Source organism: Maribacter orientalis (assembly GCF_900109345.1).
In the GTDB taxonomy this organism is placed as follows: Bacteria; Bacteroidota; Bacteroidia; order Flavobacteriales; family Flavobacteriaceae; genus Maribacter; species Maribacter orientalis.
This window is the reverse complement of the sequence record NZ_FNZN01000001.1, coordinates 596,588-616,645: the sequence shown is the minus strand read 5'-3', so window position 1 is coordinate 616,645 and position 20,058 is coordinate 596,588. Positions and strand designations below refer to the sequence as shown.

The 20,058-nt window shown below is 34.4% G+C and carries 22 protein-coding genes; 10 read left to right on the top strand and 12 right to left on the bottom strand.

What is annotated here, in order from left to right:
• Window positions 1–33: 33 nt before the first annotated feature.
• The 6 genes from porD to BMY56_RS02670 form a co-directional block, all read right to left on the bottom strand.
• Window positions 34–927 (bottom strand): type IX secretion system protein PorD, encoded by an 894-nt coding sequence (gene porD / locus BMY56_RS02695; RefSeq protein WP_091620058.1) that lies wholly within the window; start codon window positions 925–927, stop codon window positions 34–36.
• Window positions 920–2,125: a bifunctional phosphopantothenoylcysteine decarboxylase/phosphopantothenate--cysteine ligase CoaBC gene (coaBC, locus tag BMY56_RS02690; RefSeq protein WP_091619487.1), complete on the bottom strand. Its 1,206-nt coding sequence runs from the start codon at window positions 2,123–2,125 to the stop codon at window positions 920–922. The genes porD and coaBC overlap by 8 nt, the downstream gene beginning before the upstream one ends.
• A 5-nt stretch (window positions 2,126–2,130) precedes the next feature.
• A complete protein-coding gene (locus BMY56_RS02685; protein ID WP_171017225.1) occupies window positions 2,131–2,463 on the bottom strand; it encodes a DNA-directed RNA polymerase subunit omega in 333 nt (110 codons plus the stop codon).
• A gap of 11 nt (window positions 2,464–2,474) precedes the next feature.
• Window positions 2,475–3,302 (bottom strand): outer membrane protein assembly factor BamD, encoded by an 828-nt coding sequence (locus tag BMY56_RS02680; RefSeq protein WP_245737121.1) that lies wholly within the window; start codon window positions 3,300–3,302, stop codon window positions 2,475–2,477.
• A gap of 118 nt (window positions 3,303–3,420) precedes the next feature.
• Complete coding sequence (gene dapA / locus BMY56_RS02675; protein ID WP_091619482.1) at window positions 3,421–4,311, bottom strand: 4-hydroxy-tetrahydrodipicolinate synthase; 891 nt, start codon at window positions 4,309–4,311, stop codon at window positions 3,421–3,423.
• Between the two features lie 2 nt (window positions 4,312–4,313).
• Window positions 4,314–4,847, bottom strand: a complete 534-nt coding sequence (locus tag BMY56_RS02670) for a DUF6913 domain-containing protein (RefSeq protein ID WP_091619480.1) — start codon at window positions 4,845–4,847, stop codon at window positions 4,314–4,316.
• Window positions 4,848–4,892: 45 nt separating this feature from the next.
• Here BMY56_RS02670 and BMY56_RS02665 point away from each other — a divergent pair, with 45 nt between their 5' ends.
• From BMY56_RS02665 to BMY56_RS02630, 8 genes are all read left to right on the top strand, one after another.
• Entirely contained in the window at window positions 4,893–5,678 is a 786-nt protein-coding gene (locus tag BMY56_RS02665) for a 5'-nucleotidase C-terminal domain-containing protein (RefSeq protein WP_091619477.1), read from the top strand.
• Window position 5,679: 1 nt separating this feature from the next.
• Window positions 5,680–6,588: a bifunctional metallophosphatase/5'-nucleotidase gene (locus tag BMY56_RS02660; protein WP_091619475.1), complete on the top strand. Its 909-nt coding sequence runs from the start codon at window positions 5,680–5,682 to the stop codon at window positions 6,586–6,588.
• 15 nt (window positions 6,589–6,603) lie between these two features.
• Window positions 6,604–7,053, top strand: coding sequence for a GNAT family N-acetyltransferase (locus BMY56_RS02655; protein ID WP_091619472.1), 450 nt, complete (start codon window positions 6,604–6,606; stop codon window positions 7,051–7,053).
• Between the two features lie 437 nt (window positions 7,054–7,490).
• Window positions 7,491–8,615 carry a DUF6920 family protein gene (locus tag BMY56_RS02650; RefSeq protein WP_091619469.1) on the top strand — a complete coding sequence of 375 codons (1,125 nt, stop codon included), beginning with the start codon at window positions 7,491–7,493 and terminating at the stop codon, window positions 8,613–8,615.
• Window positions 8,616–9,028: 413 nt separating this feature from the next.
• Window positions 9,029–9,544 (top strand): type 1 glutamine amidotransferase family protein, encoded by a 516-nt coding sequence (locus BMY56_RS02645; protein WP_245737120.1) that lies wholly within the window; start codon window positions 9,029–9,031, stop codon window positions 9,542–9,544.
• 134 nt (window positions 9,545–9,678) lie between these two features.
• The gene (locus BMY56_RS02640) at window positions 9,679–10,032 is read left to right on the top strand and encodes a hypothetical protein (RefSeq protein ID WP_091619466.1); all 354 of its coding nucleotides are present in this window, start codon (window positions 9,679–9,681) and stop codon (window positions 10,030–10,032) included.
• 13 nt (window positions 10,033–10,045) lie between these two features.
• Entirely contained in the window at window positions 10,046–11,179 is a 1,134-nt protein-coding gene (locus tag BMY56_RS02635; protein ID WP_091619463.1) for a ligand-binding sensor domain-containing protein, read from the top strand.
• A 325-nt stretch (window positions 11,180–11,504) separates the two neighbouring features.
• Entirely contained in the window at window positions 11,505–12,770 is a 1,266-nt protein-coding gene (locus BMY56_RS02630; protein ID WP_091619461.1) for a TraB/GumN family protein, read from the top strand.
• Window positions 12,771–12,819: 49 nt separating this feature from the next.
• Here the strand turns inward: BMY56_RS02630 and BMY56_RS02625 are convergent, their stop codons facing one another.
• From BMY56_RS02625 to BMY56_RS02600, 6 genes are read right to left on the bottom strand one after another with little or no spacing between them, the layout of a single operon-like run.
• On the bottom strand, window positions 12,820–13,122 hold the full coding sequence (locus BMY56_RS02625) for a hypothetical protein (RefSeq protein WP_091619458.1): 303 nt from the start codon (window positions 13,120–13,122) through the stop codon (window positions 12,820–12,822).
• The gene (locus BMY56_RS02620) at window positions 13,119–14,357 is read right to left on the bottom strand and encodes a cation:proton antiporter (protein ID WP_091619455.1); all 1,239 of its coding nucleotides are present in this window, start codon (window positions 14,355–14,357) and stop codon (window positions 13,119–13,121) included. Before BMY56_RS02620 ends, BMY56_RS02625 begins: the two co-directional genes overlap by 4 nt.
• Window positions 14,358–14,363: 6 nt before the next feature.
• Window positions 14,364–16,385, bottom strand: coding sequence for an NAD-dependent DNA ligase LigA (ligA, locus tag BMY56_RS02615; protein WP_394332490.1), 2,022 nt, complete (start codon window positions 16,383–16,385; stop codon window positions 14,364–14,366).
• On the bottom strand, window positions 16,361–16,942 hold the full coding sequence (locus BMY56_RS02610) for an LOG family protein (protein ID WP_091619453.1): 582 nt from the start codon (window positions 16,940–16,942) through the stop codon (window positions 16,361–16,363). The genes ligA and BMY56_RS02610 overlap by 25 nt, the downstream gene beginning before the upstream one ends.
• Complete coding sequence (gene prmC, locus BMY56_RS02605; protein WP_091619450.1) at window positions 16,939–17,787, bottom strand: peptide chain release factor N(5)-glutamine methyltransferase; 849 nt, start codon at window positions 17,785–17,787, stop codon at window positions 16,939–16,941. The genes BMY56_RS02610 and prmC overlap by 4 nt, the downstream gene beginning before the upstream one ends.
• A 2-nt stretch (window positions 17,788–17,789) precedes the next feature.
• Window positions 17,790–18,275, bottom strand: a complete 486-nt coding sequence (locus BMY56_RS02600) for a GNAT family N-acetyltransferase (protein WP_091619448.1) — start codon at window positions 18,273–18,275, stop codon at window positions 17,790–17,792.
• 77 nt (window positions 18,276–18,352) lie between these two features.
• Between BMY56_RS02600 and ribD the strand changes: the two genes are divergently transcribed.
• Window positions 18,353–19,456 carry a bifunctional diaminohydroxyphosphoribosylaminopyrimidine deaminase/5-amino-6-(5-phosphoribosylamino)uracil reductase RibD gene (gene ribD, locus BMY56_RS02595; RefSeq protein WP_262493766.1) on the top strand — a complete coding sequence of 368 codons (1,104 nt, stop codon included), beginning with the start codon at window positions 18,353–18,355 and terminating at the stop codon, window positions 19,454–19,456.
• Window positions 19,453–20,055, top strand: coding sequence for an HAD hydrolase-like protein (locus tag BMY56_RS02590; RefSeq protein WP_091619444.1), 603 nt, complete (start codon window positions 19,453–19,455; stop codon window positions 20,053–20,055). Before ribD ends, BMY56_RS02590 begins: the two co-directional genes overlap by 4 nt.
• The last annotated feature ends 3 nt before the right edge of the window (window positions 20,056–20,058 follow it).

Sequence of the window (20,058 nt, the reverse complement as noted above, 5' to 3'; positions counted from 1 at the left end):
AAAGGTAATCTATATTCCGTTTTTAAAAAAGGTTCAATATTTAATATCGTTCCAAGTAGTAGCGTATAATGGAGCAATTTTATTCAAGGTCTCCTTCAACTTAACAATATCTACCTTTGGCCCGTCAGAAAAAATATTTTGTATCTCTTCAGATTTTGCATCAAAAAACGTAGAAATCAAAAACGCATTAGGCCTTCTATTGATCATTGTCTGAAAAAGATTCATCGTCCCAGCAATTACTTGTTTTCCCGTACTATTATTATCAGACATGATGTCTAACCCCTTTCTATGGTAATTATACATTGCAATACGATATTCCCTATACGTGTTTGATAACAGGTTATCTACCAATTCGAACCTACTTCTATTAGAGTCTGCAGATTGGCTCCATCCAGCAAAATTACTTCCTTGCGCCATGGTCACAATATTCTGTGCCTTTCTATAAAAATCAGTACCGCCTTCTAAAGAAAAGGTATCAGCATCAAGACCTAATATAATATATGCGTAGTATGATAGTACACTTACCAAATTAGATTCGAATTGATTTTCGTTGAATATTAATGGTTGAAATTCTATGTATTGAAAACTAAACTGATTGTCTTTGTAATTAAAAACAGGAGTGGAATATGATGTGTTGTATACTGGTCTTGAAGATTGTATTTGAACAGTGCCTTTAAATCTGTTCGATTCGTACTCGGTAATCGTAATGAACATCTGTGCATTTATACGCTCATTCTCTTTGTAAACCCTATTAGTCCATTTTGACTTGTTCACAAAATCATTCAGCGAACGCTCTAATGTCTTAAACACCTGAAGGTCACCTTGCGATAACTGATCAGAATTAACCGTAACTGTACAGGTTAACTCCTGTGCCTTAACAGTGAAACTTACTAAACATAACATTAGTAGAAAAAGAATCTTACGCATAACGTCTTTTAATAATTTCATTAAAGATGTCCACAGCAACGTCTGCCTTGGTCTTTAGTTCAAACGTAGTTATGCTAGAATTGGTATCTATAAATGAAATTTTATTGGTAGCACCGCCAAAGCCAGCACCTTTATCTCGCATTGAATTCAATACTATAGCATCTAAATTCTTATGCTTAAGCTTACCCAATGCATTCTCTACTTCATTTTCGGTCTCTAAGGCAAAACCAACCAAGTATTGATTTTTTTTGTGATCACCGAACGTTTTTAGAATATCTTTATTCTTGACCAATTCTATTGTGAAGTTCTGGTCAGACTTTTTGATTTTCTGTTCAGCTACCGATTTAGGTCTATAATCAGCTACTGCTGCGGCACAAATTACGATATCTGAATTGTCGTAATACATCAGTGCACTGTGATGCATGTCTTCTGCAGAAACAACTTTTATCACATGAATATTATCATGTGTTATCGACAAATGTGTCGGACCCGTTACCAAATAAACTTCGGCTCCTAAATTAGCTGCTGTTTTAGCAAGCTCAAAACCCATTAAACCTGAAGAGTGATTTCCTATAAAACGCACAGGATCTATAGCTTCATAGGTAGGCCCTGCAGTAATCAATACTTTTTTTCCTGACAAAGGCAAACCTTGAGAAAGTCGATTTTTAATAAAATCTACGATAGCTTCTGGTTCCGCCATTCTACCTTCACCATGTAGGCCACTCGCGAGCTCACCACTGGTTGCAGGTATAATCATATTACCATATGATATGAGCGCATCCATTGAGTTTTTTGTACTCGGGTGCTTATACATATCTAAATCCATAGCGGGGGCTACAAATACCGGACATTTAGCCGATAAATAGGTTGCCAATAATATATTATCGCAACTACCAGAAGCCATTTTAGCCATGGTATTTGCGGTTGCCGGCGCAATTATCATTAGGTCTGCCCAAATCCCTAATTCTACATGATTGTTCCAATCTATGGTATTTGCTTCGGATTTAATAAAATCCATAACCACAGGGTTTTTAGCCAAAGTGGATAATGTAAGAGGGGATACAAAAGAGCTGGCGCTATCGGTAAGTATGACCTTAACGTTAGCGCCAGCTTTTATAAATAAACGAACTAAGAATGTTGTTTTATAAGCAGCAATTCCTCCGGTAATTCCTAAAAGGATGTTTTTGCCGTTTAACATGTTTCTTAAGCGTCTTTTTCAGTATTTCTATGATAGATTTTATCCATCAACCACTCCTCTACTGCCATAGCATGAGGCTTAGGTAGTTTTTCATAAAATTTAGAAACTTCAATCTGCTCTTTATTTTCGAAAACCTCCTCTAAACTATCACTATAAGTAGCAAATTCTTCTAATTTCTCCAAAAGTTCTTTTTTAATTTCAGAATTAATCTGAACAGCACGTTTTGCAGTAATTGAAATAGCCTCGTAAATATTTTCAGTTGGCTTATCGAACTCGTTACGGTTAATAGTAACAGTAGATACCGCTGCTTTTGAGTTTTTTAAATCGTTCATATTCATAATTAAATTATTTATTTTGATTCAACGGTCTGTGGTTGCAAACGTTGTAATTCTTTATTTATTTTCTCGAGAAGACTATTAGCTTCTTTATCGAATTTTGATTCTGGAAATTGTTTCTTAAGTGAAGTGTAGGCAGCTTTTGCAGATTTTAAACGCTCTTCTTTTAAATTCTCAAAACTGTTCATTGCCATATGCGTCAAAGCTTCCAATTTAACGAACATTGCGTCTTCCCTAAATATAGAACCAGGATTATCTGAAACAAAGTTATCACTTGCTGCTACGGCAGATTTGAGCATATCATAGTTAAACTCACCTAACTTATTATATTGTTTCAATATTTGAAAAGCTTTCTCTTCTTTCTTAACAGTTAGCTCTTGTGCCATTGCATTTGCTTCTGCAAAATATTCAGATTCAGAATATGTATTAATGAAGTTTTGCAACTTCAATAAAGCCTTATCTGTTTCAGTTTGATCTAAGGAATATTCAGGCGACAACTCATAATAGCTTTTAGCACCTAAGAATGATGCTTCAATAACCTTATCACTTTTAGGATACGATTTAATGAAACGTTCAAATTGATAGCCGGCCATATTAAAATCGCCACGCTTAAAATAACTATTGGATAAAAAGAACATTACACGCTCACCTTGTGGCTTACCAACATATTTTGGCGCTATCTGCTCATACAAACGATTGGCCCTTTTGAAATCTCCTTCTTCATAGTATTTTTCAGCCAAATCATATTTAACCTTTACATCATCGTTCTTAAGCGCCTTTTGGTACTCGCTACACGATTGTAAAGCAATGGCAATCAATAGAATCGGGAATATTCGCCTCATTTTAAAAAACATTTTGCAAAATTAGTGATTATCAATGGATTTAAAAAACATTTTAAACCAATAAAAATACAGGCTTTATGCGGCACAAAACTACCTTTTGGGGAAGTTTTAACGAAATTTATGCAGGTATACGAATCACCGATTCCATAAATGAAACAATTCTATGTTTCAATGAATCGGTTGCTGCTATTAATGGTAGTCGAACAAAAGGCTTGGCTATACCTAGGTATTCAAAAATTACTTTGATACCAGCTGGGTTACCTTCCTCGAAAATAAGCTTCATACCTTCTTGCATCTTATAATGATACTTATAGGCCTCATCGGTATTTCCATTTAAACCGTCATGAACCATTTTAGAGAATTCTACGGGTAAACCTTGACCGATAACAGAAATTACGCCGTCACCACCAGCAACTATGGTAGGTAAAGCCGTTATATCGTCACCTGAAAGTACTAAAAAGCCCTCTGGTCTTTTAGAGATTAGTTCTAAAACTTGTGACATATCTCCACAAGCTTCCTTAACCGCAACAATATTCTCGAAGTTCTTTGCCAAACGTACTACAGTTTCTGGCAGCATATTACTTCCTGTTCGGCCTGGCACGTTATATACAATAATAGGTAATGGAGATACTTCTGAAAGTGCTTTAAAATGCTGAAAAATTCCTTCTTGTGTAGGTCTGTTATAATATGGAGAAACCGATAAAATTGCAGTATATGCAGATAAATCTAAGGTTTGCAATTCCTCTACAAGACCCGTAGTATTATTACCGCCTACGCCAATGACCAGAGGTAGAATACCTGCATTGGCTTCCTCAACAGTACGCATGACCAATAGCTTTTCGGCTTTTGTAAGCGTTACAGATTCCGCAGTTGTACCTAGCACTACTAAATAATCGATACCACCTTCGATATTGTAGGCCACCACCTTTTTAAGGGCAAGAACATCTACCGAACCATCTTCTTTAAAAGGCGTAATTAACGCAACTCCTGCACCCTGTAATTCTTTCATAATTAAATCTCTTTAAAAATACCCAAGTACTTTTTCAATTCTTTTTTAAACAACTGAAAGTCCTTTAACGGCGTATCTAATATTAAATCGTTATAAGTAGGCCCAACTTCTTTAAAACCTACTTTTAAACGCGCTTTTGTCTTTGCTGACATTAAATTCAACAAAAGACTATCCTCGTCATAATAATTTACTAATAGGTCGTATTCCCTACCTAAAAACTCAAGAGCATAACTATTTTGTATTTCACCGTTCCACCCTAAATCTTTATCAGAAAATACAGGTGTTGAATAGGGCGAATTCTTATCATAAAAACGCTTATATCCTATAATTTTTACCGCATTTGGTTGCAACGAAAACTCTTCTTGAAACTGAAAAAACAGCTCTGATTTATCGAATTTATCCAAATCTACAATACAACCTAATGAACGTATACCCTTACTCTCACGCGTTACAGGTGGTGGAGTTACCACCAATTGTTTTAATAGCGTACGGCCAGATTTTCGTTTAAACTTGTCCTTAATTCCTTTTAAAAACATGTATTTTTACATTTACACAAATGTAAATAATATCCCTGCAACTCTATGGCGAAGTTAAAACACTTTGGTATTTTAAAAATAAAACATTTTGTTATATTTACAACATTATTGATTTTAGGCTCCTGTAAGAAAGAAGCAAAACACCTAACCGAATTAACTGGCAAACAAATAGCTATCGATAGCAATTATACTCTTGTCGATAGTATTAAAGTTTTTATTACCCCTTATCATGATCGTGTAGAACAAGTTCTTGATAGTACTATAGCCTATGCCCCATATACTATTTCAAAAATAGATGGTAAATTGAATACAACGGCGGGCAATCTTATGGCCGATATTGTCATGAGTGAAACGAATCCTATATTCGAAAAGCGAACGGGCAATACAATTGACTTTGTTTTACTAAACCATGGTGGTATACGTGCTATCATATCTACAGGAGACGTTACAGCAAGAACCGCATACGAGGTTATGCCCTTTGAAAATTCTGTGGTTGTAGTAGAATTAAAAGCTGAATCTCTTTTAAAAATGGTTGAATATCTTATAAAAGCAAAGCGAGCACACCCAGTATCTGGTATACAATTAATCTTGAACAAAGACAATACCGTAAACACTTTTACTATTGGCGGCAAGCCGATAGATATGAATAAAACCTATTTTGTAGCTACCTCAGATTACTTGGTAACCGGTGGCGATAATATGGACTTTTTTAAAGAGGCTGTTTCTAAAACCGAGACCGATTATAAGATTCGAAATGCAATGATAGATTTCTTTTCTAAAGTAGATACCCTATCACCTAAAGTAGACCTAAGATATTATCAACTGCAATAATATGGAAAGAAGAAAATTTATACGAAATACCGCAGCATCTTCAAGTTTATTGACCCTTGGCGGATTAAGTCTTAATTCGTGTGCGGCACAGGCTAAGAAACATATCACTATTTTACATACCAATGATGTTCATAGCCATATAGATGCCTTCCCAAATGATCATGCCGATTTTCCTGGTTTAGGCGGTTTGGCCAGAAGAGCTGGTTTGGTAGATAGTATTCGAAAAGAGAATCCCCATACCCTACTTTTTGATGCCGGTGATATTTTTCAAGGTACGCCGTATTTCAATTTTTATGGTGGTGAACTAGAATTTAAGCTTATGAGTATGCTCAATTATGATGCAACTACACTTGGCAATCATGATTTTGACAATGGTTTGGACGGACTCCTAGCCCAAATGCCTTATGCTAAATTTAATTTCTTAAGCGCTAATTACGATTTTACCAATACTGATTTAAATGGCTTTACACAACCGTATAAGATTTATTACAAAGATGGAGTAAAAATCGGCGTTTATGGTTTAGGTATTCAACTACACGGATTGGTTACAAAAAAACTCTATAAAGAAACCCAATATCTTGACCCTTTCGAAATGGCCACCGATATGGAAACCAAGCTAAAAGAAGTAGAAAAATGTGATTTGGTTATTTGCCTCTCACATTTAGGATACGAATATGATTTTGCTGAAAAACCGGACGATTTAAAACTAGCCAAAAAAACCAAGTATACCGATTTAATTATTGGTGGTCACACACATACATTTTTAGAAAAACCAACAGTGGTTACCAATTCGACCGGCCGCGAAGTTTTGGTAAACCAAGTAGGTTGTTATGGTGTGAATTTAGGCAGAATCGATTTTTACTTCGATAATACAGGCAACTCCTCTCATGGTTATACAATAAAAGTCTAACTTTTAGACTAGTGTATGGAGCTACTAAAAAGAACTACAAGTACTGATAAAGATTTTAAAGCTTTGGTCGTTTTGCTAGATGAGAATTTAGCGCAACGTGATGGGGAGGATAATGCGTTTTACGCTCAATTTAATGGCATTATACAGCTCAAACATTGTGTGGTATATTACTTAGATGACATACCTGTGGCATGTGGCGCTTTTAAAGCTTTTGATGAAACTACCATTGAAGTAAAACGGATGTTTGTACTACCAGGCCATCGTGGGAAAAGTATTGCCTCTAAAATTTTAAATGAACTTGAGGTATGGGCCAAGGAATTAAGTTATTCCTCTAGTGTGTTAGAAACCGGATTACGGCAACCTGAAGCTATTGCCCTGTATAAAAAGAATAGATATACGATTATATCGAACTACCCACCTTATGAGTATGTAGAAAATAGCGTGTGTTTTAAAAAATTACTTTAAGTCTACGCTCAATAACTTTACACTTCATTTTGTATATCATTTTCCATTTTAAGCCTTGGTGGAAAGAATATGATAATTTTAGAATAAAGCATTTCTCGGATTTGATAAAGGACGATGAAAACAGTAGAATTATCTTGTTACTAAAATACAGTCACGGCATATGTTATCAAAACCCAGAATTGTTGGCCAATCTGATTATTGAAATTTATAATAGCAATATCAAAGAAAAATAAAAAACTACAGCTAACAATACCCATAGCAATTAGGGTAAAAAGAGCTAAATTTAATGGTCTGGGTTTGTTAACTAAGTGCCCCACCCCGATAATTATCGGGATGGGATTTGGGTTTTAAAATGAAAAAGATAAAAACAAAACCCTCCCTTACCGAAAAGAAACTTTAGGCCAAAAAAATAAGCTTTAGCCACAATCAGAAAAACAATGCGAATAGCTTTAACCATATTGATAGGAATACACGGGATTATCCATTTATTCGGATTTTTCAAAGCATTTGATATTTCTGAATTTAATGCTATTTCACAACCGATTTCAAAAATTTACGGAATACTTTGGTTCTTCACATTTCTACTTTTTGCTATTACAATCATTTTTATTCTTGTTCATTCCGATTATTGGTGGTTAAACGGTTTTTTAGCTGTGATAATTTCGCAGATGCTGATTTTTAACTATTGGTCTGACGCAAAATTTGGTACAATAGCAAACGTAATTATTCTATTAGCGACAATTATTGGATATTCAAGTTTCAACTTTAAGGATAAAATCAAACGAGAAAGAATAACTCTATTTGAAAATTCACAGCTCAAAAACCAAAAAATTGTAACCGAAAAAGAATTGCTTGACTTACCACCAATTGTTCAAAAATGGTTGACTAATAGTGGAATAATCGGTAAACAATTGATTTCTAATGTGTATTTGATCCAAGAAATACAGCTCAAAATGAAACCTGAACAAACAAGTTGGAATAATGGTACAGCAGAACAATATTTTACTATTCAACCGCCAACGTTCAATTGGAATATTAATATTGAAATGGGCTCAATATTGAGTATAGTAGGAAGAGACAAATTTGAAGATGGTAAAGGAGAAATGATAATTAAACTTCTCTCTCTTTTTCCTATTGTAAATTCAAAAAACGACGAAAAGACAAACCAAGCCACTTTACAACGATATTTGGCGGAAATAGTTTGGTTTCCTTCAGCATCTTTGAGTAAATACATAACGTGGAAAACCATAGACGACTATTCTGCCATAGCAACAATGGAATATAAAGGAACTAAAGGTTCAGGCGTATTTCATTTTGATAAAGACGGAAATTTTGAAAAATTCGTGGCAATGCGTTACCTAGATTCAAATGCAATCAAACCTACTGAATGGACTGTGTTTGTAACAAAATTAGAAGAACGGAATGGAATAAAAATACCTGTTGAATGTGAAGCAAGTTGGGAATTGGAGACTGGTACATGGACTTGGTTAAAATTAAAAATAACAGACATTCAGTACAATGTGAAAGAAATGCCAGTAGCCAACACTGCATATGAAAAATAAGCGAAACATCAGTAAAATAAAAGATTTTGGTTGGCATAATACTTATCGACCTTCGAAATCGCCAACGTTATATACTAACCAATGTAATTCATCTCGATATCTATCAGGACCAACCCCTAACCAATGATGTAATTCTTTTAAAAAATTCGATTACCGAATTAATCAAATCAGACAAAATTATCGGTGAGATGGTCTAGTTTCCTACGAAATGGAAAAGTCTGAAAAATAAATAAAACATATGAAGAACAGCCTATATACATGACTGATTTTATAAGTAGTACAATTAGTTACAATACCGACAAAAAAATACAACAAATGAAACGATTATAGTTAATCAAAATGAAATTGTATCTGACACATTAACAAAGTACAAAAAGCCTTTTAATTCAGACTTACCTACGATTGGCCTTTTAATGGATAACGGAGTGTTACAAAGCGAAGTTATCGCAACATCTGATGTATTTTCAAAACCTTCAGAACAGGGGAAACAACTTTTCAATGTAGTGTCGATAGCTGAAACTAAAAATGCCACCTCCACAGAGGAAGGAATGCATTTTGTTCAGGATTACACTTTTGATAATTGCCCAAAATTAAACGCCTTATTTGCACCCAGTGCTTACGATATGTATGCACAAGTTCATAATGAAAGGATTGTTGATTTTATAAAGAATGAGGAAACCATATATACCGTAAGTAATTGCGCCAGAGCTCAATTAATAGGAAAATCTGGTATCGCAGATGAATATAAAATTGTTACGTGGATTGGAGGTGGAACGCAATTACAAAAAGATTATCCAAATTTAAAAGTACAAAACGATAGTTTAGTGACTTTTGTGGAAGATGGTAAATTCAGCTCTTCGAACGGAAATTTAGCAAGCAACATTTTCGGCATTGAATTTATTAGAAAAAATGACCAATACCGAACATAGGAAATTTGTTGAAAGCTATTTATATCTCGACAGACTTCAAAATTGGAAGGATTAAAGTGCTTCGATTTACAATTTGTAAAACATAGCGTCTTTAGCACTATTTTTAGTGTACAAATAGCTATTAGAAATAACCTATGGCAGTTATTGAAGAGGATTTAGAAAAGGTTTTTCATTTTTTGGTAGATGAATTCAGGTTTGAAAAAATGCCTGAATATTCTCATGTTAGGGAAGTTTATAACGACTATTGGAAAAATAATCTAGTAGTTAAATTTATCTACGACGGTACGCTCCGAATTAATATTTCAAAGCAAATATTTTACAAACAAGAGGTTTATTTTTCTGAGAAGAATCATAATAGTATCATGTCCCTTCAAAATAAAATCAGTGCTGCGGAGCTAAATACTCTTTACAACAATCCTGGGAATTTCGAGGGTCAAGCCAAACTGATTGAGGACATATTAAAAAGTAATAAGAACATTTTGGATTAAAAAACTCTAAAAAATGTACAACACCAAAATAACGACAGCAAAAAAAGGAATTCAAATAAGTTTTAGAATTTATTTGCTTCTCTTTATTTTTATTATTTCATGTAGTGGTCAAAATAAAAAGAGTAAGACCTCAGAAAATGCTATAGATCTTAAAGAAATTAAAAGCGAAACCTCTGATTCAGCTATTACAAATTCAAACTATACCTACCAATTTCCTTATATAGATTCCATTCCAGACCCAGCTTTGCAAGTAAGTCAATTCGTGCGAAGAATATTTCAAGCTAAAAATGGACATCTTTGGTTTGGAACCAATGGAGATGGTGTTGCCCGATATAATGGAGAAAAGCTTGAGTATTTCTCAATAAATGACGGTTTTGGCGGTGTTGCAGTTCGTGGTATTATTCAAGATGAAAATGAAAATCTATGGTTTGGCACCAATAGCGGATTAACAAAGTATGACGGGGAATCTTTCACTAATTATACTGAAAAAAATGGTCTTTTAAATAATGATATTTGGAGTATGACGATAGACAATGCGGGTTTACTATGGATTGGCACTTTGCAAGGTGTTAGTCTTTTCGATGGTAAAAAATTCACCCCATTTATACTACCAGAGTCTAAACCCGATTTCAATAGAGGAGTAACAAGCTCAAAAATTGTACATAGCATTATGCAAGACCGAAAAGGTAATATGTGGTTTGGCACTAATGGTGGAGCATATATTTATAATGGAAAATCATTAACCAATTTATCAGAAAAAGATGGATTATGTAATAATGCCGTGAATGATATTTTAGAAGATAAGATTGGTAATATTTGGTTTGCCACACATTATAATGGTGTTTGTTTTTGGAATGGAAAAACCTTCACTCGCCTGGCAACAAAAGAAAGAGAAAGTGGCACTGAAGTTTGGAGCTTGTATGAAGATAAGGCTGGTCAAATATGGTTCCCTATCGAGAATTTCGGAATATATTGTTATAATAGTAATTCACTAACTAATTTTGATGAAAAAGATGGTCTTACCAGCGGTGCAATACAAGACATTTTTGAAGATAGACAAGGAAATTTATGGTTAGGAGGGTACATGGGGCTCTTTCGTTATAAAGGTGATTCCTTTTATAGCATTTCCAAAAATGGACCTTGGTAAAGTTGTTTTTTATTGAAATCTATATGGTTTACCTACACTTATATACAAAACCCTTCCGGTAAAAAAACGTAGATACAACTACCATTTAATTTCATTGAAAATACTTTTTATCATTCGTTAAATTCTTATTTTAACATCTTAAACGAGATTCATTACTAATGAAAATAATAGAAATAGGTGAAAATCATTTTGAGTATAAAACAGAAATAAGTGGTCTAAAAAATTACACACAGCTAATATTCACGAAACCAGATTGGTTATTAGTTACCGGTAATAAAGTATGTAACATTTATAAAAATGTTTAATCTTTAGGTAAACGTATAAAATGAAAAATATCTTTATTCTATTATTTACATTTTTTAGTTTTAGCGGCTACACTCAAAACAAACTTGAATATTTAAAAAATAATCGATTCGATTTAAATTCTTCAAAATTTGATTTTCCTGAAAAAAAATTCAAAATTATAGGTTTTGGTGGTTACCACGGAAGTTCTAAAATTGAAGATGTTGAAATTGAATTACTAACCTCTCTGACCAAAAACAAATCTATTAAATACTATTTACCAGAGACAGATTATAGTATCGCACATTACTTAAATCAATATTTAAAAACAGGAGACACTATTTTACTTAAAGATTTGGTCACCGTTTATGGAATTCGTGTACCACAAGAAAGAACGATTGAAGTCTATGAAAAATGGAAAAATCTAAAAAAACTAAATGATAAGCTTCCAAAAAAAGAGAAAATAAATGTCGTTGGTATTGATATACAGGTCAATTACAAGTATGTGTCAAAGCACATTTTAGAAACAGTAAAAGAATCGAAAAGTGAACCTAAAGCTATTAAAGCAATACGCAAAATGGTTAGTATTGATACGACCAGTTATGACCTAGGCGATTTAAGTTACGCCTATAAAATTTTAAAGAGCTTTGTAACTGACTATGAAAACAACAGAAGTCTTTATGAAAAATACATCATCAAAAAGACTGACTTCAAACATATAATAAGCAACTTAAACATATCGTTTGATTTTTCTAATGAATATAGAGATAGGGATAATGTGATGTATGAGAATTACCTTTCTTTAGATTCTGTCTACAATTTTAAAGCCCAACCTCAATTTTTAAGAATGGGCTTTTCACACATCGAAAAATCGAGAGAAGGACAAGATGGCTACCCCTATTTTTTTACTCGATTAATTGAAAACAAAATTTATGATAAGAACAAGGTTATATCTATCATAGGGTATTTTACAGATAGTAAGGTAGTGTGGGACGAACTTTATGACCACCAAGGGAATTATGCCGGGTACACGGTTGAAGAAGGTTTTGGAATAGGAGATTATGATAAGGAATATTTTAGAGGTATTCAAAACTTAAAAGACGCGAAGCTATCTGATAGAACTCTCTTTAGATTAAATAAAATGAATTCGCCTTACCTAATAAAAGAACCAGATTTAATTGAGGTAATTATGAAAGATGAAAAGTCGAATGGTGATGCCGTAAAAGGAATGTCAACGTTTGATTTTTTAGATTATGCTTTACTCATATCTAATTCTAAGGAGAGTATTCCCATCTTTGAAATGAAGTAAAATACTTGTAGGTATGGTCGCAAAAAACAATGGCAACCAATAGGTCTTTCTAAGCAGATTCTATTATATAAGTTACGATCTCCTCTAATTCTTCCTCTAAAGTTTTATTCGAAAAAGACTTATCTGCCAACCGGTACCAATAGCCCGCATTAAAGTGGTCACCTTCTTTTCGGTGTAAATACGCATGTAACCAACTACCCAGTTCACTATGCATATCTTGGGCAATATTGTGCGAAGATTCCCAATCTCCCTTCGCATCATGCCACATAGATTTTAAGGCATTAGGCCATTGATTTGGGGGCTCGTTCAACATTAAAGTATTTTCAAATTCTGTATAGGATTTAGGCATCATTGAACTACACGTTTAATTAATTTCTCAACAGTTAAACCTTGTCCTATTATCGAGAATACGACCACGATATAGGTGATTACCAAAAATACATCTCTAAACATATCATCTGACAATCCTAATGCCAAGGCAATTGAGATACCCCCACGCAATCCGCCCCAGGTCATTATCAAATTAGTTCTTGGTACGAAATCAAGTTTCTTCTCAAAGAATTTGATAGGAAGCAACAAAGACAGGTATCGACATATCAAAACTAATGGAATAGCCAATAATCCGGCAATTACATATTCCGTCTTAAATGAGAGTACCAGCATTTCCATCCCTATAAGTACAAATAATAAAGTATTCAGTAAAATATCTAACAACTCCCAAAATTTATCAACATAGGTTTCGGTAGTTTCGGACATTGCAGAATTTCGAACCGTATCATTACCAACGACCAAACCTGCAGCCACCATTGCCAATGGGGCTGATAAGTGAAATTTCTGTGCAATTAAAGTACCTACCATAACAGTTGCCAATGTAATAATTACCTCGATGTCATAATCATCAATGGACTTCATTAATTTATAAGTACCCCAGCCTAATGCCAACCCAAGTGCTAATCCGCCTATGACCTCAACTCCAAAAAGTTCTAGAATTTCTAAAGGCTCCACAGTTGCTTCACCAGCAGAAGCCAGTTGAAAAATAGTCAAGAATATGACAACCCCTACTCCATCATTAAATAGCGATTCGCCTACAATCTTAGTTTCTAACTGTTTTGGAGCTCCAGCTTTTTTCAGTATCCCCAAAACCGCTATGGGGTCTGTGGGTGATATTAGTGAACCAAAAAGAAGACAGTAAATAAAAGAGATTTCCATTCCCATTAGCTGCAATAAATAATACATGCTGGTACCTACCAAAAAAGTGGAAACCAAGACACCAAGGGTAGAAAATACCATAATAGGCCAACGCTGCACTTTTAATTGCTCAAAATTGGTATGAAGCGCCCCTGCAAATAGTAAAAAACTCAACATTATATCGAGCAAAACAGATTTAAAATCTATTTGGTCAATAATATAGCGCTCAGCATTTATAAGGGTATCGTCAACATAACCTATACCAAAGATTACCAATGTAAATACAATAGTGATGAGCATAAGCCCAATACTATTTGGAAGTTTTAAAAACCGAGCATTTAAATAACCGAAAATGGCGGATAGAAATACTAATACTGAAATAATCGTAAAAACATCCATAATAATTTATGCTATCATATTTATAAAATCGTGTTCACTGATAATGGGTATTCCTAAGTTTTCTGCTTTTGTTCGTTTACTTGGTCCCATCTTATCACCTGCTACTAAATAGCTTGTCTTAGAAGATATAGAAGAGCCAACCTTGCCCCCATTATCCTCTATTTTCTTTTTGAGTTCATCTCTACTCAATATTTCAAAAACTCCAGAAACTACAAAAGTTTTTCCTGCCAAGGTATCGGTCAGGTTTTCTAACTTATCTGCGGAAAGCTCTAATTGCACACCATAACTTCGTAATCTCTCTATTGCATCAATATTCTTTTCATTGGCAAAAAAGTCGATTACACTCTGTGCGATTCGCTCACCAATTTCATCTACTGCCGTCAAATGTTCTAAAGATGCTTCTTTTAAGGCATCTATATTCTTATAGGCCTTTGCTAATTTCTTAGCGACAGTTTCACCTACAAATCGAATACCTAAAGCAAATAAAACCCTTTCAAACGGAACATTTACTGATTCGGCTATACCTTTAACCAAATTTTCGGCAGATTTTTCGGCCATACGTTCTAACGGTAAAACATCTTCCTTGGTCAATCGATACAAATCAGCGTAATCTTTAATAAGCCCTTCTTTATAAAGCAATTCTACCGTCTCACCTCCTAAGCCTTCAATATCCATCGCCTTTCTCGAAATAAAATGCTGGATTCGACCAGTTATCTGTGGTGGGCAACCATATTCATTAGGGCAATAATGCTTTGCATCACCCTCATTTCTAGTAAGTTCTGTTCCGCACTCAGGACAATGGGTTATGTACTTTGTGGGGACTGAATCTACTGGTCTTTTAGATAAATCAACTGAGATTATCTTAGGAATAATTTCACCGCCCTTTTCAACAATCACAGTATCTCCCAGTCGTATATCTAATTTCTCTATCTGATCCGCATTATGTAATGAGGCCCTTTTTACGGTTGTACCAGCCAATAATACCGGTTCTAGGTTCGCTACAGGCGTAATGGCTCCTGTACGCCCTACTTGATACGTTATTTCGTTTAAGACGGTAAAGACCTGCTCCGCTTTAAATTTATAGGCCATGGCCCAACGGGGAGATTTTGCGGTATACCCTAGCTCCTCTTGATACTGCAGGCTATTTACTTTAATAACAACCCCATCGGTTTCGTAAGGTAACTCATGACGTTTAACATCCCACTCTTCTACGAATGCCATTACTTCATCTGTCGTTTTACAAAGTTTGGCAACGGTAGGCACTTTAAATCCCCACTCCCGAGCTTTCTCTAACATTTGAAACTGGGTGTCAATCCCCAAATCTCTGCCAATGATACCGTACAACAAGCACTCTAAAGGTCGTTGTGCAACCAAACTGCTATCCTGTAATTTTAAACTACCTGATGCTGTATTTCTCGGGTTCATATATGGCTCTTCACCATTATTAACTCGTTCTTCATTCATCTTTAAAAAACCATCAATTGGCAATACTATTTCACCTCGTATATCAAACTTTGGAGGATAATCACCTTTCAATTGAAGCGGTACTGATTTAATCGTTTTGATATTGTTCGTCACGTCATCTCCCTGAATACCATCACCTCGGGTAACTGCTTTCATCAACTTACCATTTTCATACGTTATACTTATGGAGGCCCCGTCATATTTTAATTCACACGTAAAGGCAACGGGAACATCTCCCAAATTACGCTGAATCCGTTTTTCCCAATCTTCTATATCTTCTTTTGAATATGAATTTTCTAAGGAATACATACGATGCTCATGTACTACCGTTGCAAAATTCTTGGTAATCATTCCGCCAACACGTAAAGAAGGTGAACTAGGATCATAAAACTCTGGATACTTTGCTTCCAACTCCTGTAACTCCTTAAGTTTCATATCAAACTCAAAATCGGAAATGGTCGGATTATCCAAAACATAGTAATTGTAATTATGCTCTCGTAATTCTTTTCTTAGTTCTTGTATTCTCGCCTCCATAGTCATTATAGTTGCTCTTTTTTTATCCATTTTGGAGTTGGTAATGGATTGTATTGCTCCATTTTCTCCAATAAATCTTCAATATTTGTGTCTACTAGAATAGTATTCAAGTGGTCATTTTTTACAAAACCTTCGAATACCATTTGTTTCATCATAGTTAGTAAGGGGTCATAAAAACCATTGGTGTTCAATATTCCTATCGGGTACTGGTGCAAACCCAATTGTGACCATGTCAACATTTCAAAAAATTCTTCAAGCGTACCAAAACCACCAGGCAACATAATAATACCATCAGATAAATCATGCATTTTCAATTTACGTTCTTGCATGTTTTGGGTAACAATTAGTTTAGTTAAACCCTCATGAAATACCTCTTTTAGTTTTAAAAATTCAGGAATTACGCCAATTACTTTGCCTCCATTATTTAAAGTTCCTTCTGCTACTTTACCCATAATGCCAATTTTGGCTCCACCGTAAACCAATTGAATATTCCTCATTGCAAAGGTCGCTCCCAATTGATAACCATTCGATGCATAAACAGCATTGGCTCCTTCACTGCTGCCACAAAAAACAACTATACTTTTCATCTTATTATTCCTTTAAGCATTCGGTCATTACCGTACATATCTTGTTTCAATTCAATAGTGTGAAATTCATACTTTTTAAGAAGCTCTTTCATTTCTTTACCTAAGTATTGATTGATTTCTAAATATAAACTGCCTTTATCATTTAAATGTTTAGCTGCGAAATTAACAATTGCCCTATAAAACTTTAAAGGATCTTCATCGGGCACAAATAATGCAATACCTGGTTCATGGTCAATGACATTCTTTTGCATATCAGCCTTTTCTAATTCTCTTACATAAGGCGGGTTCGATACAATTATATCATAAGTATATTTAAGATTTAGATTAAGTATATCCGCTTGAAAAAATTCAACCTTTGTTCTATGGGTTATGTTATTCTCCTGAGCAACCTCAATTGCATCTAAAGAAACATCTAATGCGAATACATTTGAATTAGGTAAGTATTTTGAAAGAGAAATAGGTATACATCCGCTACCTGTGCCCATATCTAAAATGGACAATGCCCGTTCAGTTTTCTCCTTGTCTTCTAAAATCCAACGCACCAATTCTTCGGTTTCAGGCCTCGGAATTAATACGTATGAATTAACCTTAAAATCCATATCCATAAAATGACTTGACCCAATAATATGTTGAATAGGATGTTCTAGCTTTAATTCAGATAATGCATTAAAAATGATAGTTTCTTGTTTTTTATCTATACCTAGTTCTGGTTGAATTGCTAATACGAAGCGCTCTAAATCAAAATAGTGTTCAATTAATAGGTAGAAAAAACTTGAGACTTCTTCCTTTCCATAAAGTACATCTAATTCTGAATGAAATATATTTTTAATTTCCCTTAAAAGCACAGTTATAATGTTTTAAGCATCCAAACCGGACAAGAATAATGACCTGTATCACCCATTGGTGCATCTATATATTCGAAGCCCATTCTCTTATACAGTTTTTGCGCAGCTTCCATATAGGGCATCGTTTCTAAGTAACATCCTTCGAAGCCGTATTCTTTGGCACGTTCTAAACAGGTGTTTATCATTTTGTTCCCTATACCTTTACCTCTAGCAGCTTCAAGGAAATACATTTTCTGTAGTTCACAAATATTGCCCTCATAGTTATCTAATTGAGCAATCCCTGCACAGCCTAATATAACTCCATTTTCTTCGACAACAAAGTACGCAGCCTTTGGCTTATCGTAGTGTTCAAACATTTGATCTAAGGCAGTATCGGCATAGGCAGTACCCACTTTCGGCACTCCTAAATCTACCAACACCTTTCTTATGACTGATGCCACTTGAGGATTATCTTCCTTTCTAATTTCACGAATTACTACATTTTCCATATCAATAATGCAATAGGTTTTAAAGTGCTATTTTTGAGGTGTGAAGATACGTGATATGCGTATAAAGGTAAAGTTTGATGTCCAATAATAATCTTGATTCCCATAAAACCGCAGCTATAAAATTAGATTCCTTTTCAACGGATGAAAAATATATGCTGCGTTGCATTCAAATTGCAAAAAACGGACTAGGAACTACAGCTCCTAACCCGATGGTGGGTGCCGTTATAGTATATAACGACCAAATAATAGGAGAAGGCTACACTAGTGCCTATGGTGGCGCTCATGCTGAGGTGAATGCCATTAATTCGGTAAAGGACATTACATTGTTAAAATCAGCAACCCTATATGTTACCCTAGAGCCTTGCTCCCATTTTGGAAAAACTCCACCATGTGCTGATTTAATTGTAAAAATGGGCATACCTAAGGTTGTAATAGGATTAAAAGACCCACATGAAAAAGTTGCAGGTAATGGTATAAAAAAACTAGAACAAGCTGGTTGTAACGTTCAAGTAGGTATTCTTAAAAGAGAATGTGAAGAACACCACAAACGATTCCTTACTTTTTACACCAAAAAACGCCCTTATATTATTTTAAAATGGGCAGAGACAACCGATGGATTTATAGCACCCGAACCCACACTTAGAGGTGAAAAGAAAAAGCCTTATTGGATTACCAATACTAGGTCTAGACAATTAGTGCATAAATGGCGTAGCGAAGAACCTGGTATTTTGGTTGGAACGAACACTGTGCTGGCCGACAATCCTCAATTAAACTTAAGAGATTGGACAGGAAAACCTCCCACACGAATTATTATAGATAGAACCTTAAAAATACCTAATGAGTTTCATGTTTTTGATGGAAAACAAAAAACAATTATCTGTACCGAAGTTGAAGATGCTGGCCAATATCTAGATAATATTACCTACAAGGTTCTAAATTTTGAAACATCATTACCCCAACAATTATGTTCATTGCTTAACGAAGAACAGATACAAAGTGTAATAATCGAAGGTGGGCGTAAAACCATAGAAAGCTTTATTGAAAGTAATTTATGGGATGAAGCTCGAATTTTTAAAGGAGCAGCAATATTTAAAAAAGGTATTAAAGCACCTAAAATAAAAGGAGTTATTAAAGAACAGGTACAAATTTCAACTGACCAACTAACCATATTAACACCATGATTAAAAATATCATATTTGATTTTGGTGATATTTTCATCAACCTAGATAAGCAAGCACCATTAATTGAAATGTCAAAATTTGGACTCACACAAATGACGCCAGAACTTGACACTATCTTTAAAAATTATGAAATGGGGTTGATGAAGTCTGTTGATTTTATCAATGTTTTACAATCCATTTTCAGTGATGCAAGTAGAGAACAAATTATAACTGCTTGGAACTCCATTATTTTAGATTTCCCAGAAGAACGGCTAACCTTCATTGAACAACTTAAAAAGGAAAACAAGTATCGATTGTTTTTACTGAGTAATACCAATGACCTTCACATAGAGAAAGTTAAAATATCGATGGGCTTAGAACGTTTTAAAAGATTTAAAAATTGCTTTGAACAATTTTATCTATCGCAAGAAATGAAGATGCGTAAACCAAATTCAAATATTTATGAGTTTGTTCTTCTTGAAAATAAACTCATAGCAAACGAAACCTTATTCATTGATGACACTAAAGAAAATACCGTAAGTGCTTCAGAATTAGGCATACTATGTTGGAATTTACTAGTTGGCAAGGAAGATGTTATTGAAACCTTAAACCATTTATAGGTG

Bases quoted from the DNA above. Each gene is read 5' to 3' on its own strand.
- ribD (WP_262493766.1), top strand. From the start codon at position 18,353: ATGTCCAATAATAATCTTGATTCCCATAAAACCGCAGCTATAAAATTA.
- coaBC (WP_091619487.1), bottom strand. From the start codon at position 2,125: ATGTTAAACGGCAAAAACATCCTTTTAGGAATTACCGGAGGAATTGCT.
- BMY56_RS02625 (WP_091619458.1), bottom strand. From the start codon at position 13,122: ATGATGCCTAAATCCTATACAGAATTTGAAAATACTTTAATGTTGAAC.
- BMY56_RS02645 (WP_245737120.1), top strand. From the start codon at position 9,029: ATGGATAACGGAGTGTTACAAAGCGAAGTTATCGCAACATCTGATGTA.
- BMY56_RS02650 (WP_091619469.1), top strand. From the start codon at position 7,491: ATGCGAATAGCTTTAACCATATTGATAGGAATACACGGGATTATCCAT.
- BMY56_RS02600 (WP_091619448.1), bottom strand. From the start codon at position 18,275: ATGGAAAATGTAGTAATTCGTGAAATTAGAAAGGAAGATAATCCTCAA.
- BMY56_RS02635 (WP_091619463.1), top strand. From the start codon at position 10,046: ATGTACAACACCAAAATAACGACAGCAAAAAAAGGAATTCAAATAAGT.
- porD (WP_091620058.1), bottom strand. From the start codon at position 927: ATGCGTAAGATTCTTTTTCTACTAATGTTATGTTTAGTAAGTTTCACT.
- BMY56_RS02660 (WP_091619475.1), top strand. From the start codon at position 5,680: ATGGAAAGAAGAAAATTTATACGAAATACCGCAGCATCTTCAAGTTTA.
- BMY56_RS02610 (WP_091619453.1), bottom strand. From the start codon at position 16,942: ATGAAAAGTATAGTTGTTTTTTGTGGCAGCAGTGAAGGAGCCAATGCT.
- BMY56_RS02670 (WP_091619480.1), bottom strand. From the start codon at position 4,847: ATGTTTTTAAAAGGAATTAAGGACAAGTTTAAACGAAAATCTGGCCGT.
- BMY56_RS02685 (WP_171017225.1), bottom strand. From the start codon at position 2,463: ATGAATATGAACGATTTAAAAAACTCAAAAGCAGCGGTATCTACTGTT.
- BMY56_RS02640 (WP_091619466.1), top strand. From the start codon at position 9,679: ATGGCAGTTATTGAAGAGGATTTAGAAAAGGTTTTTCATTTTTTGGTA.
- dapA (WP_091619482.1), bottom strand. From the start codon at position 4,311: ATGAAAGAATTACAGGGTGCAGGAGTTGCGTTAATTACGCCTTTTAAA.
- ligA (WP_394332490.1), bottom strand. From the start codon at position 16,385: ATGGATAAAAAAAGAGCAACTATAATGACTATGGAGGCGAGAATACAA.
- BMY56_RS02590 (WP_091619444.1), top strand. From the start codon at position 19,453: ATGATTAAAAATATCATATTTGATTTTGGTGATATTTTCATCAACCTA.
- BMY56_RS02665 (WP_091619477.1), top strand. From the start codon at position 4,893: ATGGCGAAGTTAAAACACTTTGGTATTTTAAAAATAAAACATTTTGTT.
- BMY56_RS02655 (WP_091619472.1), top strand. From the start codon at position 6,604: ATGGAGCTACTAAAAAGAACTACAAGTACTGATAAAGATTTTAAAGCT.
- BMY56_RS02680 (WP_245737121.1), bottom strand. From the start codon at position 3,302: ATGAGGCGAATATTCCCGATTCTATTGATTGCCATTGCTTTACAATCG.
- BMY56_RS02620 (WP_091619455.1), bottom strand. From the start codon at position 14,357: ATGGATGTTTTTACGATTATTTCAGTATTAGTATTTCTATCCGCCATT.
- BMY56_RS02630 (WP_091619461.1), top strand. From the start codon at position 11,505: ATGAAAAATATCTTTATTCTATTATTTACATTTTTTAGTTTTAGCGGC.